Here is a 15,581-nt window from a genome sequence, read left to right as displayed (position 1 = left end):
GGGATGCCAATCGATATCACCATGCCGGCGCTCTCTCCGACGATGGAAGAGGGCAAGCTCGCCAAATGGCACGTCAAGGAAGGCGACAGCGTCTCCTCCGGTGACGTGATTGCCGAGATCGAGACCGACAAGGCCACGATGGAAGTCGAGGCCGTGGACGAAGGCAAGATCGGCAAGATCGTGGTTGCCGAAGGCACCGAGAATGTGAAGGTCAATGCCGTGATCGCGGTCCTGCTGCAGGATGGCGAGAGCGCCGGCGACATGTCCGCACCCAAGGCTGAGGCGAAAGCCGAGGCGCCAAAGGCGGAAGCGCCCAAGGCTGACGCCGGGGCCGTCAAGGAAGCCAATGCGGCAACGCAAACCGCGCCCACGGCAAAGGCGGACCCCGCGCCCGCCAGCAACAGCAATTCGGGTTCGAGCGCACCGGCTGCGGCACCTGCGCCGGCCAAGTCGGGCGGTGACAAGGTATTCGCTTCGCCACTGGCACGCCGTATGGCCAAGGACGCCGGCATTGATGTCGCCGCCATTTCCGGCTCCGGCCCCAAGGGCCGCGTGATCAAGGCCGACGTGGAAGCCGCCAAGTCCGGCAAGACGCCGCTCAAGGCGTCTGCCCCTGCCGCCGGTGCTTCGGCTGCGCCCGCTGGTGCTGCCATGGCTGGTGGCATGAGCAAGGCCCAGGTTCTGGCGCTGTTCGAAGAAGGCAGCTACGAGCTCGTGCCCAATGACGGCATGCGCAAGGTGGTGGCCGCGCGCCTGACCGAGTCCAAGCAGACGGTGCCGCATTTCTACCTGACACTCGATTGCCAGATCGATGCGCTGATGGCCGCCCGCGAGCAGATCAATGCGTCTGCGCCCAAGGGCAAGGATGGCAAGCCGGCCTACAAGCTCTCGGTCAATGATTTCATCATGAAGGCCTGGGCGGTGGCGCTGCAGCGGGTGCCGCTGGCCAATGCCACCTGGGCTGGTGACAGCATTCTCTATCACAAGCGCAGCGACGTGGCCGTGGCCGTCTCGGTGCCTGGTGGGCTGTTCACGCCGGTGGTCAAGAGCTGTGACACCAAGAGCCTGCGCGAGATTTCCGACGAGGTGAAGGATCTGGCCACACGCGCCAAGTCCAAGAAGCTCGCCCCGCATGAATATCAGGGCGGCGCCTCCTCGGTCAGCAATCTGGGCATGTTCGGCATCAAGCACTTTGCCGCCGTCATCAACCCGCCGCATGGCACGATCCTGGCCGTGGGTGCGGGCGAAGAGCGCGTCTATCCCGAGAACGGGCAGATCAAGATCGGCCAGTTCATGACCGTGACGCTGAGCTGCGATCACCGTGCCGTCGATGGTGCGCTCGGCGCAGAGCTGCTGGGTGTGTTCAAGGGCCTGATCGAAAATCCCGTGATGATGCTGGCCTAAGGGGCAGGGCGCCATGAAGACCATTCTCGCTTACGGCGACAGCCTCACCTTCGGAGCCAATCCGTCGGGTGGGGCGCGCCATGCCTATGAGGATCGCTGGCCGACGGCGCTGGAAAAGGGCCTGGGCGGCAAGGCGCGGGTGATTGCCGAGGGTCTTGGCGGTCGCACGACGGTGTCGGACGACTGGTATGCCAATGCCGACCGCAATGGCGCGCGCATCCTGCCGACGCTGCTCGAAAGCCACGGGCCGCTCGACATGGTCATCATCATGCTGGGCACCAATGACCTCAAGCCGGCCATCTGTGGCTCGGCGCTCGAGGCCTCGTTCGGCATGCGCCGGCTGGTGCAGATCATCCGTGGCCATGCCGCCGGACGCAATGAACCGGCGCCCGAGATCGTCCTTGTCGCGCCGCCTTTGCTCTGTGACAGCGACAATGCCGACATGATGGGCCATTTCGGCGGGCTGGCGCATGGGCTGGAACAGTCCAGCCAGTTTGCCGCCCACTATGCCCGACGGGCGCAGGAGTGGAACACCGGGTTCTTTGATGCCGCGACCGTGGCCAAGGCGGACCCGCAGGACGGTGTCCACCTGGACGCCGCCAATACACGCGCGATCGGCGAGGGGCTCGTGCCGGTCGTCAAATCCATGCTGGCAATCTAGGCCGGCTCCATAGACTTTCTGGAGGCCCAAATGGCTGACCAATATGATCTTCTCGTCATCGGCGCCGGCCCCGGCGGCTATGTTGCCGCCATCCGCGGCGCGCAGCTGGGCATGAAGGTGGGCATTATCGAGCGCGAGCACATGGCGGGCATCTGCTCGAACTGGGGCTGCATCCCGACCAAGGCACTGCTGCGCTCGGCCGAAATCTATGGCCACATGAGCCATGCCAAGGACTATGGCCTGACGGCGGACAAGTTCGGCTTCGACATCGACGGCGTGGTCAAGCGCAGCCGCGCCATCGCGGCGCAGATGAACAATGGCGTCCAATTCCTGATGAAGAAGAACAAGGTCGACATCATCTGGGGCGAGGCGGTCATCACCAAGCCCGGCGAGGTCAAGGTCGCGCCGACCAAGAAGACCATCCAGCAGCCGCAGGTGCCGCCGCCCAAGAATGCCCTGGGCGAAGGTACCTACAAGGCCAAGAACATCATCATCGCCACCGGCGCGCGCCCGCGCGTGCTGCCCGGCATCGAGCCGGATGGCGACAAGATCTGGACCTATTTCGAGGCGATGAAGCCGGCTGCCATGCCCAAGAGCCTGGTGGTGATGGGTTCGGGCGCAATCGGCGTCGAATTCGCCTCGTTCTACCGCTCCATGGGCGCCGAGGTGACCATCATCGAGCTGTTGCCGCAGATCATGCCGGTGGAAGACGCCGAGATCTCGGCGCTGGCCCGCAAGCGGCTGGAAAAGCGCGGCATCAAGATCCTGACCGACACCAAGGTGGAAAAGGTCGAAAAGACCGCCGCAGGCGTGACCGCCCATGTGGTGCTCAAGGATGGCAGCAAGCAGCAGATTTCGGGCGACAAGCTGATCTCGGCCGTGGGCGTGCAGTGCAATATCGAAGGGCTGGGCCTTGAGACCGTTGGGGTCAAGACCGAGCGCGGCGCCATTGTCATCGATAGCTATGGCAAGACCAGCGTGGACGGCATCTGGGCTATCGGCGACGTCGCCGGCCCGCCGATGCTGGCGCACAAGGCCGAGCACGAGGCTGTCATCACCGTCGAGAAGATCGCCGGCATGAAGGTGCACGGGCTTGACAAGACCAAGGTCCCCGGCTGCACCTATTGCGAGCCGCAGGTGGCCAGCGTCGGCCTTACCGAGGCCAAGGCCAAGGAAGCCGGGCGCGAGATCAAGGTGGGGCGCTTCCCCTTCGTGGGCAATGGCAAGGCCATTGCGTTGGGCGAACCCGACGGTCTGGTCAAGACCATCTTCGACGCCAAGACCGGCGAGCTGCTGGGCGCGCACATGGTGGGCGCCGAGGTGACCGAGCTGATCCAGGGCTTTGTGGTGGCCATGAACCTTGAGACCACCGAGGAGGAACTGATCCACACGATTTTCCCGCATCCCACGCTCAGCGAGACGATGAAGGAAAGCGTGCTGGACGCCTATGGCCGCGCGCTGAATATCTAGGACGGCCCAGAGGACGGTTGTGCACAGCCCGTGCACAGCTTTTCCACAGGCTATCCCCAAGATCTCCACAGGGGACGGGCTGCGCCCCCTGAGCAAAAACCTGATGCAGCCTGGGGGTTGCCGGTGGTTTTCCCCAATGTTCCCACAGTTGGCTGCATGGGTATGTGGACAAGTCGGCCGGGTTGATCCGGCCGCTCGGGCGGCATGAGCCGACCGGATCGCAAACCCAGGCCAAGGAGACGGACCATGAGTGTTGGAATGCAGGAATTGCTGATTTTTCTCGGTATCGGGCTGGTCGCCGGCTGGCTGGCCGGGCTGATCCTGGGCGGCGGCGGTCTGCTGCGCAATCTGATCGTTGGCGTGATCGGCGCCTTTGTCGGCGGCTGGCTGCTGTCGGCGCTCAATATCTCGCTGCCGATCGGCAACGTGCTGGTGAGCCAGATCATCACCGCCACCATCGGCGCCATTGTGGTGATCGCGGTGGCCCGGGTCATCGCGCGCTAGCGGGCGCCCCTTGAAGGTCCGGCTCTGCCGGGCGATATGTCACGCCAAGCGTGGAAGGCAGGAAGCAAGTGGTCACACTGATCGACACAGCAGCATCCCGGCCCCGGCACCCCGAAAAGGTGAACCGGCCGGAGAGCGTGGTGTTGCGCAAGCCCGACTGGATCCGGGTCAAGGCACCGGGCTCGCCGGTGTACAAGGAAACCCAGGAGATCGTGCGCCAGAACGGTCTGGTGACGGTGTGCGAAGAGGCCGGCTGCCCCAATATCGGGGAGTGCTGGAGCAAGAAGCACGCGACCATGATGATCATGGGCGAGATCTGCACCCGCGCCTGCGCCTTCTGCAACGTGCGGACCGGCATGCCTGGCCCGCTCGATCCGGCCGAGCCGGAAAAGGTCGCCCGTGCCGTCCAGCAACTCGGCCTCGAGCATGTGGTGATCACCTCGGTGGACCGCGATGACCTGGCCGATGGCGGGGCGCAGCATTTCGCCGATGTGATCCTGGCCATAAGGGCGCAGAACCCCAAGACCACCATCGAAATCCTGACGCCGGACTTCCTGCGCAAGGAAGGCGCGCTGGAGATCGTTGTCGCGGCCAAGCCGGATGTGTTCAACCACAACCTCGAAACCGTGCCGTCGAACTATCTCAAGGTGCGGCCGGGTGCCCGCTATTTCCACTCGATCCGCCTGCTGCAGCGGGTCAAGGAGCTGGACCCCACCATGTTCACCAAGTCGGGCATCATGGTCGGGCTGGGCGAGGAGCGGAACGAAGTGCTGGCGCTGATGGACGATCTGCGCACCGCGGACGTCGATTTCCTGACCATCGGGCAGTATCTGCAGCCGACCAAGAAGCACACGCCGCTGATCCGCTTCGTGACGCCGGAAGAGTTCAAGTCCTATGCCACCGTAGCGACGGCCAAGGGCTTCTCGCTGGTGTCGTCGAGCCCGCTGACGCGCTCGTCGCATCATGCCGGCGAGGATTTTGCGGCCCTCAAGGCGGCGCGCATGGCCAAGCTCGGTCACTAGGCATTGTGCTGAGGGGCAAGCTGCCGCCGGACGGAAGAAAGCCAGAAGCCTGAGACCATGAATCGATTCTTCGAGCGGCATGTGCCGCATCTGCCCCAGCGCATGTTCGAAATCGTCGACGACTTGGCGGACTATCCGCGCTTCGTGCCCAACTGCAAGGCCATGGTGGTCCGCGATGACCCGGCCTCGCGCGACGGACGGGTGAAGCTGGCAACGATGACGCTCTATTTCGGACCAATCACCCAGGCCTACACCAGCCGGGTGACGAGTGACCCCAACGCGCTGACCATCGCCGCCAAGGCAGTCGATGGTCCGTTTGCCTATCTCGATAGTCTCTGGCGCTTCGAGGCGGAGGGCATGGGCACGCGGGTGCGCTTCGAGATCGACTTCAAGATCTCCAACCCGTTCATCGCCGCCATTGCCGAGCCGGCCTTTGCCGCCAAGCAGGACGAGATCATGCAGGCCTTTGCCGACGAGGCCGACCGGCGCTTCGGCGCCTAGCGGCGGCTGACGGATCGGTCTTTTGGTTCAGGATTGTTCCTGATATGTTCTCGATGGAATCGAGGGCAGAATGATCCGCAAACTTGAATGTGTCTGTATCCCGACCAAGGACGTGGCTGCGTCCGAGGCCTTCTATGTGTCGTTGGGGCTGCGGCGCAGCTGGATCATTGAGCGCAGCCTGCCCAATGGGGCCGTCTGGACGTTGCTCGGGCTCAAATTCGCCGATGCGGCCAGTTCCGAGCTGGTGCTGAGCGATAATCCCGACGTCAATTTCACCGAGATCGAGCTGGCGGTCGATGATGTGCGCGCCAGTTTCGCTGAGATCAGCAAGATGCCCGGCGTCAGCTGGATCCGCGAACCCTTTGCCACCGAATCCGGTCATGTGGCGGTGATGCTGGCGCCGGACGGCAATGTGTTCGTGCTGGTCGGCGCCTAGCCGCCCAGCGGCTGGCACAAGGGCAGGGGCCGGGCCCCGCCGGCAGGCGTCGACGGGGGCCGACAGATGCGTTCAGGCCTTGCTGCCCTTGAGCACTTCGATGACCAGATCGAGCGCGGCCTCGACGCTGGCGGCGCGGATGGCGTCGCGGCCGAGGTCGCCAAAGCGATGCTCGATGACGACGGTGGCCAGTTCGGACGACACCGCGACATAGACCAGGCCCACAGGTTTTTTCTCCGAGCCGCCATCGGGGCCGGCGATGCCGGTGACCGCCACGGCATAGTCGGCATGGGCGGTGTTGCGGGCGCCATCGGCCATGGCGCGGGCGACCTGGTTGCTGACCGCACCATAGTCGCGGATCAGCCGGGCCTGCACATGGATCATGCGCGACTTGGCGGTGTCGGCATAGGTGATGAAACCGCCATAGAAGGCCGAGGACGAGCCGGGCACGTCGGTGAGCGCGGCAGCGATCATGCCGCCGGTGCAGCTCTCGGCGGTGACGATGTTGCGATTGACCTCGGTGAGCAGGTCGATGACCTGCCGCGCCTTGTCGGTGGCTTTTGCTGCGGGTTTGGCGATCATGACTCCACCCTCGGCACTTCTACGCTTGCACTTGCCATTGCCACGATACCTTCCTCCCGCCCGGTAAACCCGAGCTTCTCGCTTGTCGTTGCCTTGATCGCGATCCTTGCTGGCGCGATGTTGAGTGTCTCGGCGATGACCGCGCGCATGGCCGCGACATGTGGACTGACTTTCGGCCCTTCGCAGACGATTGTCACGTCCAGATTGACGATGCGCCCCCCCGCCTGGCCGATCAAATCACCGGCATGCTTGAGAAAGATGGTTGAGGCCGCGCCTTTCCACTGCATGTCGGACGGCGGGAAGTGGACGCCGATGTCCCCGGCGCCGATGCTGCCATAGAGCGCATCGGTCAGGGCATGCAGGGCCACGTCGGAATCGGAGTGGCCATTGAGGGCATGGTGATAGGGAATGCGCACGCCACCCAGCCAGACGTGATCGCCAGGCACGAAGGCATGCACGTCAAAGCCGGTGCCGATGCGGGTTTCCATGAGACTGTCTCCGGACAGGATGCGTTCGGCGCGGGCAAAGTCCGGACTGAACGTGAGCTTGATATTGTCGGGATCGCCCATGGTCATGGCGACACGTAGGCCGGCCCATTCGGCGATTTCGGCATCGTCGGTAAACTGGCGGCGCACGGTGCCGGCGCGCATATGGGCCGAGAAGATCTGACCGAAGCGGAAGCCCTGGGGTGTCTGGGCGGCGGCAAGCTGGTTGCGGTCCTCGGTGGTGGCGACATGGCGACCATCGAGCGTTCGCTTGATGGTGTCGGTGACCGGCAGAGCGGGCAGGGCGCCGTCATATTGATCGAGCAGGGCGATGACGTCGCCAATCAGTTGCGGGCTGGCGAAGGGCCGCGCGGCGTCGTGGATCAGCACGCGGTCTGGCCGCATCGGCGCCAGGGCCTTGAGCCCTTCGAGTACCGAGGCCTGGCGGCTGTCGCCGCCGATCACCGGCGGCAAGAGGCGTGGATCGTCCAGCCCCAGGGCGGCATAGCGCGCCTGATGGTCGGCATGGATGACCGTGAGGATGGTGGTGACCTGTGGCAGCGCCTGGAAGGCGGCCACGGTATGGGCCAGCATGGGCTTGCCCGCCAGGAGGCGATACTGCTTTGGATCGGGGCTGCCATCGGTGCTGGCGCGCTCGCCCTTACCGGCGGCGACGATGATGACGGCAATGGATTTTTGACGCATGGACGAAGCAAACTCGGACGTGAAACCGTCATGTCATCGTGGTCTAGCGCTGCCCAAGTCATGCGGCAAGGGCAGGGCTGCCCGCGCGGGATTGTCACCAGATAAGGGATTGCACCGGCAGCGGTTTTGACTATTGTGCAGGCATATTTTTAGGATTGACCATTTCTGGGGCATGTTTGTGTCGGTAGGTGCCTGCAAGTTGAGCATCGGGAGCCACTTCGTTGGCAATAGTGCTTTTCTCGCGCCAATGGCCGGGATCACCGACCGGCCGTTTCGCAAGCAGGCCGAGCGCTTTGGCGCGGGCATGGTGGTGTCAGAGATGATTGCCAGCAATGCGCTGGCTGTCGGCAATCACGAAATGGCCCGCAAGCTGGGGCGACCGGGACGCCTGCCGCATATGGTGCAACTGGCCGGCTGCGAGGCCGAATGGATGGCGCGCGGGGCGCGGATCGTGCATGACGCGGGCGCCGATATCATCGACATCAATTTCGGCTGCCCGGCCAAGCGGGTGACCAATGGCTATTCCGGGTCTGCGCTGATGCGCGTGCCTGACCATGCCATGACGCTGGTCGAGGCCGTGGTCAAGGCGACGCCGCTGCCGGTGACGGTCAAGATGCGGCTCGGCTGGGACGATGACAGTCTCAATGCCGCCGACATGGCGCGGCGGGCCGTCGACGCCGGGGTACAGATGATTACCGTGCATGGCCGCACCCGGCAGCAGTTCTACAAGGGCAGCGCCCGCTGGGAGCTGGTGCGCGCCGTGGTCGAGGCCGTGGACGTGCCGGTGGTGGTCAATGGCGATATTGTCGACCTCGCTGCGGCAAGGACCGCGCTGGCGCAGTCTGGCGCCGCCGCCGTGATGCTGGGGCGTGGCGCGCAGGGGCAGCCCTGGCTGGTAGGCCAGATCGGCGCCGGGCTCGATGGCAGGGCACCGCAGGCGGCGCCTGAGGGTGCAGAGCTCGTGGCCCTGGTGCGCGAGCACTATGAGGACATGCTGAGCGAATATGGCGTGGCCGTTGGCCTGCGCGCCGCCCGCAAGCATCTGGGCTGGTATGTCGATGCGGCGGGCATTGCCCTCGACAAGCCGATGCGCACCGTATTGCTCAATTCGGAAACACCCCAGGAGGTCATGGCGCTGATCGGCACCGTGTTCTCGGGCGACTACAAGGTGGCGGCATGACATCTGAACAGGCAAAGACCGCGCTGGCGCCGGCATCGACCACCGCCATTATCCAGGCTCTGCCGCAGCCGATCATCGTCTGCCGCGAAGACCGCCAGATCGTGTTCGTGAACTATGCCGCCGAGGCCTTCTTTGGCGCCTCGCTGAGCGTATTGACCCGCCAGCGGCTGGACGATCTCATCGCCTTTGGTTCGCCCATCATAAGCCTCGTTGAAACCGTGGTGCTGCGGCAGGCGCCGATGACCGAATATCGCGTGCGCGTCGGTTCCTCGCGCTTTGGTGACGAACGGGTGGCCGACGTCTTCGCCAGCCCGCTGTCTGACAGCCAGGGGCAGGTGGCCCTGCTGATCCAGGAACGCACCATGGCCGACAAGATCGACCGGCAGATGGTGTCACGCGGCGCGGCGCGCTCGGTGACGGGCCTGGCCTCCATGCTGGCCCATGAGATCAAGAACCCTCTCTCGGGCATCCGTGGCGCAGCGCAACTGCTGGAGCAGACCGTCAGCAGTGACGAGATCCCGCTGGCGCGGCTGATCCGCGAAGAGACGGACCGCATCGTGCATCTGCTCGACCGGGTGGAAGTGTTCGGCGACGAGCGCCCGATGGAGCGCGAGCCGATCAATATCCATGTGATCCTGGACCGGGTGAAGCTGCTGGCCCGCAATGGCGTGGCGCGCGGCGTCACCTTCTCGGAGGAATATGACCCCTCGCTGCCGCCGGTCTATGGCAACCGCGACCAACTCATCCAGGTGATCTTGAACTTGGTGAAGAACGCCTCGGAAGCCCTTGAAAGAACACAGAAACCTGAAATCAAGTTCTCGACGGCCTTCCGGCCCGGCATCCGCATCAGCGTGACCGGTGTCTCCGAGCGCATTTCGCTGCCGCTCGAGATCGTCATCGAGGACAATGGCCCGGGCGTGCCGCCCGACATCCTGCCGTTCCTGTTCGACCCCTTTGTCACCACCAAGCAGAATGGGTCCGGCCTCGGGCTGGCGCTGGTGGCCAAGATCGTGGGTGACCATGGCGGGGTGATCGATTGCGACAGCCGCCCCGGCCGCACGCGCTTCCGTATTTTGCTCCCCGTTGCGAGCGGGGCTTTCCAAGCCATCCAAGAAGAGGAAACGGCACCATGAGCCATGTCGTTCTGCTCGCCGATGACGACGCCGCCATCCGCATGGTGCTCAACCAGGCGCTGACCCGCGCCGGCTACGAGGTTCGCCCCACGGGCAATATCTCGACCATGTGGAACTGGGTCAGCCGCGGCGAAGGCGATATCCTGATCACCGACGTGGCCATGCCGGACGGCAATGCCTTTGAGGTGATGCCCAAGATCAAGAAGTTGCGCCCCGATCTGCCGATGATCGTGATGTCGGCGCAGAACACCTTCATGACCGCCATTCGCGCCTCGGAAGTGGGCGCCTATGAATATCTGCCCAAGCCCTTCGACATCACGGAAGTGCTCTCGGTGGTGGCCAGGGCCTTGGCCGATGCCAAAAAGCCCACCACGGCCGACCGCAAGGCCGAGGAGCCGGGCGAGACCATGCCGCTGGTGGGGCGCTCCACTGCCATGCAGGACATCTATCGCGCCCTGGCGCGGCTGATGCAGACCGATCTGACGGTGATGATCACCGGCGAGAGCGGCACCGGCAAGGAGCTGGTGGCGCGGGCGCTGCATGACTTCGGCAAGCGTCGCAATGGTCCGTTCGTGGCCATCAACATGGCCGCCATTCCGCGTGACCTGATCGAGGCCGAGCTGTTCGGCCATGAGAAGGGCGCCTTCACCGGCGCCAATACCCGCTCATCGGGTCGGTTCGAGCAGGCCGAGGGCGGCACGCTGTTCCTCGACGAGATCGGCGACATGCCCATGGACGCCCAGACGCGCCTGCTGCGCGTGTTGCAGGAGGGCGAATACACCATGGTGGGTGGTCGCAATGCCATCAAGACCAATGTGCGCATCGTTGCCGCGACCCACCGCGACCTCAGCCAGATGATCCGCCAGGGCCTGTTCCGCGAGGATCTCTACTACCGCCTCAATGTGGTGCCGATCCGCCTGCCGCCCCTGCGTGAGCGCGTGGACGACGTTGGCGATCTGGCGATGCACTTCCTCAAGGTGGCGCAGCGCGAGGGCGAACCGGTCAAGTCCATTTCGCCTGAAGCCATCAAGCTGATGCAGAACTACTCCTGGCCGGGCAACGTGCGCGAGCTGGAGAACCTGGTTCGGCGTCTCTCGGCCCTCTATGCCGACGAGAGCATTTCGGCCGAGATCGTCCAGAGCGAGCTCAACATTGCCGAACGGCCCAATACGCCTGGCGCGCCTGGGCCCGTGGACGTGTCCATGGCCGTCGAAACCCATGTGGGCCAGTTGCTGCGGGAATACGAGCCCAATCTGCCGCCAAATGGGCTCTATCAGCGGGTGATCGACAAGGTCGAGGCGCCGCTGATCGCCATGGCGCTCAACGCCTGTGGCGGCAACCAGATCAAGGCCGCGGACCTGCTGGGTCTCAACCGCAATACGCTGCGCAAGAAGATCCGCACGCACAGCATCGAGATCGTCAAGCATAGCCGGCGGAGCTAGGGCTGGATCGCCCTCGCGGCTTGTCGGGGCCCTTCGAGCGTAGCTCTACGGGTCTGATCGCCTGAAAACACGCCGCTGGCGTGTCTTTGTGGCATGGCCGCCGTGCTGCCCTTCGAGCGCAGCTCTTCGGGCCTAACGATCTCAAATCGCGCCACCGGCGCGATTTGGCGCGGTGCGCCGATCGTTAGTGTCACATTTTGGCAACAATTGTCTTGAAGGGTTGCCGGAATTGCGGCAGGTTCCAGCCCTTGTTGCTCGAAAGTGGAGTGGCCCGGGCCGCTAATGACTGAAACCGCGTTGATCGAAGGGGCCAAGCCGGCAGATCGGGCTGAACCCGCCTCCAGGCCGTCGCGCGCCGCGCGACTCGGCCCCAGCGGGACTGGTCCGTTGCGCGTGTTGGGTCTGGTGGTCGTGGTCGCGGCGGTGATCCTGTCGTCGATCTCGTTCCTGATTCTGTCGGGCACCACCAATATCGAGCCGTCCACCACGGTCTGGACGGTGATCTGGATTGTCACCGGCATCCTCGTCCTGCTGGTGATCGCCCTGGTGCTGACCGAGGCGACGCTGCTGATCCGCGCCCGCGTGAACAAGCAGGCTGGCGCCGGCATGCAGATCCGCATGGTGACCATGTTTGCCCTGGTGGCGGCCATTCCGGCGGCCATCGTGGCCGTGGTGGCCACGATCGCCCTCAACCAGGGCCTGGACCAATGGTTCTCCGAGCGCACCCGCGCCATGGTGGAAAGCTCGCGCCTGGTCGCGCGCTCCTATCTGCTGGAACACTCACAGGTGCTGCGCGACGACGTCATCTGGGTTGCCACGGAACTGGAGCAGGCGCGGCCGACCTATGACAGCGACCGAGAGCGCTTCCAGGGCATTCTGACGGCCCTGGCGGTCACCCGCTCGCTGCCCTTCACCTCGCTGGTCAATGCCAATGGCGAGACGCTGATGCGGGCGCAGATTGCGGTGCAGGGGGCCTATCCGCGCCTGCCCGATGGGATAACCGAGGGGCTGGTGGAGGGCATCCCGGCCGAAATCGCGCCGGGCCGGGTGAACCTGGTGGGCTCGGTGATCAAGCTGCGCGGCTATGACGACACCTATCTGTTCGTGGCGCGCCCGGTGGAAGCCGAAGTGCTCGAATATATGCGGCTGACTGACGAGAACATCACCGAATACCGGCAATACGCCTCCAACCGGCTGGTGTTCCAGATCACCTTCACCATCATGTATGTGGGCCTGGCCGTGGTGCTGCTGCTGGCCGCGCTGTGGATCGGCATTGCCCTGGCCAACCGCTTCGTCGACCCGATCCGTAACCTGATGATCGCCTCGACCCGGGTCAGCGGCGGCGATCTGGATGTGCAGGTGCCGGTGCGTGAAGGCAGCGGCGACCTGCGCGATCTATCGAATGTTTTCAATACGATGACGCGCCAGCTTAAGACGCAACGTGAAGCGCTTTTGGCCGCCAATGAGATGAATGAGAAGCGGCGCCAGTTCACCGAAGCCGTGGTGGAAGGCGTGTCGGCTGGCATTATCGGGCTTGATCCGTTCGGCACGGTCACCCTGGCCAATGCGCGGGCCTGCGAAATGCTGGGGCGCGACGAAATCGCCCTGATGGGCGAGCGGATCGAGGTGGTCATGCCGCAGCTGGCGCCCATTCTCGAACGCGCCCGCTCGGCCCGCCGGGGCCAGGTGCGCGACCAGATCGAGCTGGGCAATGAAGCCGACCGGCGCACCTATCAGGTGCAGCTGACCCGTGAAGGGTCGATCACGGAATCAAAGGGCTATGTGCTGACCTTCGACGACATCACCGATCTCGAGTCTGCGCAGCGCACCAGCGCCTGGGCCGATGTGGCGCGCCGCATCGCCCATGAAATCAAGAACCCGCTGACGCCTATCCAGCTTTCGGCCGAGCGGCTACGCCGCCGCTATGGATCCAAGCTGGAAGACGACCGCGAGGTTTTCGATAAATGTATCAACACCATCGTGCGCCAGGTGGGCGACATCGGCCGCATGGTCGATGAGTTCTCTGCCTTCGCGCGCATGCCCGAGGCGGCGCCCGACATTGCGGACCTGTCAGATACCGTGCGTCAGGCGGTGTTCCTCGAGAGCGTGCGCCTGCCGGAGATCACCATCGACACCCTGCTGCCCGATGAGCCGATCATTGCCTGGTTCGACAGCCGGCTGATCTCGCAGTCCCTCACCAATCTCATCAAGAACGCGGTTGAAGCCTTCGAGACCGTGGACCGCGCCGAGGGCATTGTGCCCACCATAAGGGTGGAGGGGCACATCGAAGGCAATCATGCGCGCATTTCGGTGTCCGACAACGGCAAGGGTTGGCCCAAGGACAATCGCCAGCGCCTGCTCGAACCCTATATGACCACCCGCGAGAAGGGGACCGGCCTTGGTCTGGCCATTGTGGCCAAGATTATCGAGCAGCACGGCGGCATCGTCGAGCTGGTCGACGCCGAGCCCGATCCCACCGGCCGCATCGGCGCCTGTGTGACCTTCACATTGCCGTTGCAATCGCCGACCAAGACAGCAGAGGCAGGGGAGGCAGCTCAGGCCGCTACCACCACCGCCCAACAGGAGGAGCCGCTCAACACAGCGGCGGTTCATAACTAATGGCACTCGACATTCTGATCATCGACGATGAAGACGATATCCGCGACCTGATCGCCGGCATCCTGGAGGATGAAGGCTATGAGGCGCGCCAGGCGCATGACGCCGACAGCGGGCTGAACGAAATTGCGCGGCGGCGGCCCAGCCTGGTGTTCCTCGACATCTGGATGCAGGGCTCGCGGCTGGACGGGCTGCAGCTCCTCGATGTGTTCCAGAGCCAGCACCCGGACATGCCGGTGGTGATGATCTCGGGCCATGGCAATGTCGAGACGGCCGTCTCGGCCATTCGCCGCGGCGCCTATGACTACATCGAAAAGCCGTTCAAGATTGACCGGCTGCTGCACATCACCCAGCGCGCCATGGAAGCCACGCGCCTGCGCACCGAAGTGGCCGAGCTCAAGGAACGCTCGGCGACCAAGAGCGCCGACATGGTCGGCACGTCACCGGCCTTGCAGGCGGTGCGTGGCATTATCGAGAAGTCGGCGCCGACCAATTCGCGCATCTTCATCTCCGGCCCGTCGGGCGCGGGCAAGGGCCTGGTGGCACGGCTAATCCACCAGCGCAGTCCGCGCGTTGAATCGCCGTTCGTGGAGATCAATGCCTCGCTTTACGCCCCCGAAGAAGTGCCGGTGGTGCTGTTTGGCCGCGAGGCCCGCGAGAAGAACGGCATCCTCAAGGTTGAGGTCGGCGCGCTGGAGAAGGCGCATGGCGGCACGCTCTACCTGTCGGAAGTGACGACGCTGCCGCAGCAAACGCAGGCGCTGCTGCTGCGCACGCTGGTGGAAAACCGCTTCAACCGCGTCGGTGGCACGCAGGCCGTGCCGATCGACGTGCGCATCATCGCGTCCAGTTCGCAGAATGTAGCCGCGCAGGTGGAATCGGGGGAGTTCCGGTCCGATCTCTTCCACCGGCTCTCCATTGTGCCGCTGCCGCTGACCCCGCTCAAGGAACGCCGCGAGGACGTGCCGCCGCTGGTTAATGTCTTCATCGAACAGGTGGCGCGGATGCATAATCTGCAGCGCCTGGTGGTGGGCGATGACGCCATGGCGGTGCTGCAGGCGCAGGAATGGCCGGGTAATGCCCGCCAGCTGCGCAATTCCATCGAGCGGCTGATGATCCTGATGAAGGACCAGCAGCCCGAAGATGGGTTGATCACGGCCACCATGCTGCCGTCCGACATTGGCGAGGTGCTGCCGACGGTAGGCGATACCGATGCTTCCGCTCACCTGATGAGCCTGCCGCTGCGCGAGGCCCGCGAGGTGTTCGAGCGACAGTATCTGCTCGCGCAGATCGAGCGCTTTGGCGGCAATATCTCGAAAACCGCAGAGTTCGTGGGCATGGAGCGCAGCGCCCTGCATCGCAAGATCAAGTCGCTGGGATTGTGATCTGATCCCATGCGAAAAAACGGGGCAGCCCTGCGGCTGCTTCGGGTAGGCACGA

At 64.3% G+C, this 15,581-nt stretch carries 14 protein-coding genes; 12 read left to right on the top strand and 2 right to left on the bottom strand.

The genetic code is table 11. The features are described 5' to 3' along the window. Positions 1–3: 3 nt before the first annotated feature. The 7 genes from K1177_RS06165 (at position 4) to K1177_RS06135 (ending at position 5,998) form a co-directional block, all read left to right on the top strand. Positions 4–1,404, top strand: coding sequence for a pyruvate dehydrogenase complex dihydrolipoamide acetyltransferase (locus K1177_RS06165; RefSeq protein ID WP_224702429.1), 1,401 nt, complete (start codon positions 4–6; stop codon positions 1,402–1,404). A gap of 13 nt (positions 1,405–1,417) precedes the next feature. After that, complete coding sequence (locus K1177_RS06160) at positions 1,418–2,065, top strand: SGNH/GDSL hydrolase family protein (RefSeq protein ID WP_224702428.1); 648 nt, start codon at positions 1,418–1,420, stop codon at positions 2,063–2,065. 30 nt (positions 2,066–2,095) lie between these two features. Then, positions 2,096–3,535 carry a dihydrolipoyl dehydrogenase gene (gene lpdA / locus K1177_RS06155; RefSeq protein WP_224702427.1) on the top strand — a complete coding sequence of 480 codons (1,440 nt, stop codon included), beginning with the start codon at positions 2,096–2,098 and terminating at the stop codon, positions 3,533–3,535. A 246-nt stretch (positions 3,536–3,781) separates the two neighbouring features. Further along, positions 3,782–4,039, top strand: coding sequence for a GlsB/YeaQ/YmgE family stress response membrane protein (locus K1177_RS06150; protein WP_224702426.1), 258 nt, complete (start codon positions 3,782–3,784; stop codon positions 4,037–4,039). Positions 4,040–4,107: 68 nt separating this feature from the next. After that, positions 4,108–5,061: a lipoyl synthase gene (gene lipA / locus K1177_RS06145; RefSeq protein WP_224702425.1), complete on the top strand. Its 954-nt coding sequence runs from the start codon at positions 4,108–4,110 to the stop codon at positions 5,059–5,061. 57 nt (positions 5,062–5,118) lie between these two features. Next, positions 5,119–5,562: a type II toxin-antitoxin system RatA family toxin gene (locus K1177_RS06140; RefSeq protein WP_224702424.1), complete on the top strand. Its 444-nt coding sequence runs from the start codon at positions 5,119–5,121 to the stop codon at positions 5,560–5,562. A 70-nt stretch (positions 5,563–5,632) separates the two neighbouring features. Beyond that, on the top strand, positions 5,633–5,998 hold the full coding sequence (locus tag K1177_RS06135) for a VOC family protein (protein ID WP_224702423.1): 366 nt from the start codon (positions 5,633–5,635) through the stop codon (positions 5,996–5,998). Positions 5,999–6,070: 72 nt separating this feature from the next. On the opposite strand, the gene K1177_RS06130 is transcribed toward K1177_RS06135, so the two are convergent. Both K1177_RS06130 and K1177_RS06125 read right to left on the bottom strand, forming a co-directional pair. Beyond that, entirely contained in the window at positions 6,071–6,580 is a 510-nt protein-coding gene (locus tag K1177_RS06130; RefSeq protein WP_224702422.1) for a CinA family protein, read from the bottom strand. Then, complete coding sequence (locus K1177_RS06125) at positions 6,577–7,770, bottom strand: bifunctional 2-C-methyl-D-erythritol 4-phosphate cytidylyltransferase/2-C-methyl-D-erythritol 2,4-cyclodiphosphate synthase (protein ID WP_224702421.1); 1,194 nt, start codon at positions 7,768–7,770, stop codon at positions 6,577–6,579. Before K1177_RS06125 ends, K1177_RS06130 begins: the two co-directional genes overlap by 4 nt. Positions 7,771–7,969: 199 nt before the next feature. On the opposite strand from K1177_RS06125, the gene dusB reads away from it, so the two are divergent. The 5 genes from dusB (at position 7,970) to ntrX (ending at position 15,526) form a co-directional block, all read left to right on the top strand. After that, positions 7,970–8,950, top strand: coding sequence for a tRNA dihydrouridine synthase DusB (gene dusB, locus K1177_RS06120; protein ID WP_224702420.1), 981 nt, complete (start codon positions 7,970–7,972; stop codon positions 8,948–8,950). Then, a complete protein-coding gene (locus K1177_RS06115) occupies positions 8,947–10,083 on the top strand; it encodes a two-component system sensor histidine kinase NtrB (protein ID WP_224702419.1) in 1,137 nt (378 codons plus the stop codon). The genes dusB and K1177_RS06115 overlap by 4 nt, the downstream gene beginning before the upstream one ends. After that, a complete protein-coding gene (ntrC, locus tag K1177_RS06110) occupies positions 10,080–11,525 on the top strand; it encodes a nitrogen regulation protein NR(I) (protein ID WP_224702418.1) in 1,446 nt (481 codons plus the stop codon). Before K1177_RS06115 ends, ntrC begins: the two co-directional genes overlap by 4 nt. A 393-nt stretch (positions 11,526–11,918) precedes the next feature. Continuing rightward, positions 11,919–14,144: a sensor histidine kinase NtrY-like gene (locus K1177_RS06105; RefSeq protein ID WP_224703702.1), complete on the top strand. Its 2,226-nt coding sequence runs from the start codon at positions 11,919–11,921 to the stop codon at positions 14,142–14,144. Next, positions 14,144–15,526 (top strand): nitrogen assimilation response regulator NtrX, encoded by a 1,383-nt coding sequence (gene ntrX, locus K1177_RS06100; protein ID WP_224702417.1) that lies wholly within the window; start codon positions 14,144–14,146, stop codon positions 15,524–15,526. Before K1177_RS06105 ends, ntrX begins: the two co-directional genes overlap by 1 nt. Positions 15,527–15,581 lie beyond the last annotated feature (55 nt).

Origin of the sequence: Devosia aquimaris, from assembly GCF_020169335.1 — a bacterium.
GTDB classification, from domain to species: Bacteria; Pseudomonadota; Alphaproteobacteria; order Rhizobiales; family Devosiaceae; genus Devosia; species Devosia aquimaris.
The sequence above is the reverse complement of the archived record's forward strand: the minus strand, read 5'-3'. Positions and strand labels throughout refer to the sequence as shown.

What these genes read in the sequence shown, in the direction of transcription:
- K1177_RS06130 (WP_224702422.1), bottom strand. Translation starts at nt 6,580, where the DNA reads ATGATCGCCAAACCCGCAGCAAAAGCCACCGACAAGGCGCGGCAGGTC.
- ntrX (WP_224702417.1), top strand. Translation starts at nt 14,144, where the DNA reads ATGGCACTCGACATTCTGATCATCGACGATGAAGACGATATCCGCGAC.
- K1177_RS06140 (WP_224702424.1), top strand. Translation starts at nt 5,119, where the DNA reads ATGAATCGATTCTTCGAGCGGCATGTGCCGCATCTGCCCCAGCGCATG.
- K1177_RS06150 (WP_224702426.1), top strand. Translation starts at nt 3,782, where the DNA reads ATGAGTGTTGGAATGCAGGAATTGCTGATTTTTCTCGGTATCGGGCTG.
- ntrC (WP_224702418.1), top strand. Translation starts at nt 10,080, where the DNA reads ATGAGCCATGTCGTTCTGCTCGCCGATGACGACGCCGCCATCCGCATG.
- K1177_RS06165 (WP_224702429.1), top strand. Translation starts at nt 4, where the DNA reads ATGCCAATCGATATCACCATGCCGGCGCTCTCTCCGACGATGGAAGAG.
- K1177_RS06125 (WP_224702421.1), bottom strand. Translation starts at nt 7,770, where the DNA reads ATGCGTCAAAAATCCATTGCCGTCATCATCGTCGCCGCCGGTAAGGGC.
- lpdA (WP_224702427.1), top strand. Translation starts at nt 2,096, where the DNA reads ATGGCTGACCAATATGATCTTCTCGTCATCGGCGCCGGCCCCGGCGGC.
- K1177_RS06115 (WP_224702419.1), top strand. Translation starts at nt 8,947, where the DNA reads ATGACATCTGAACAGGCAAAGACCGCGCTGGCGCCGGCATCGACCACC.
- K1177_RS06135 (WP_224702423.1), top strand. Translation starts at nt 5,633, where the DNA reads ATGATCCGCAAACTTGAATGTGTCTGTATCCCGACCAAGGACGTGGCT.
- K1177_RS06160 (WP_224702428.1), top strand. Translation starts at nt 1,418, where the DNA reads ATGAAGACCATTCTCGCTTACGGCGACAGCCTCACCTTCGGAGCCAAT.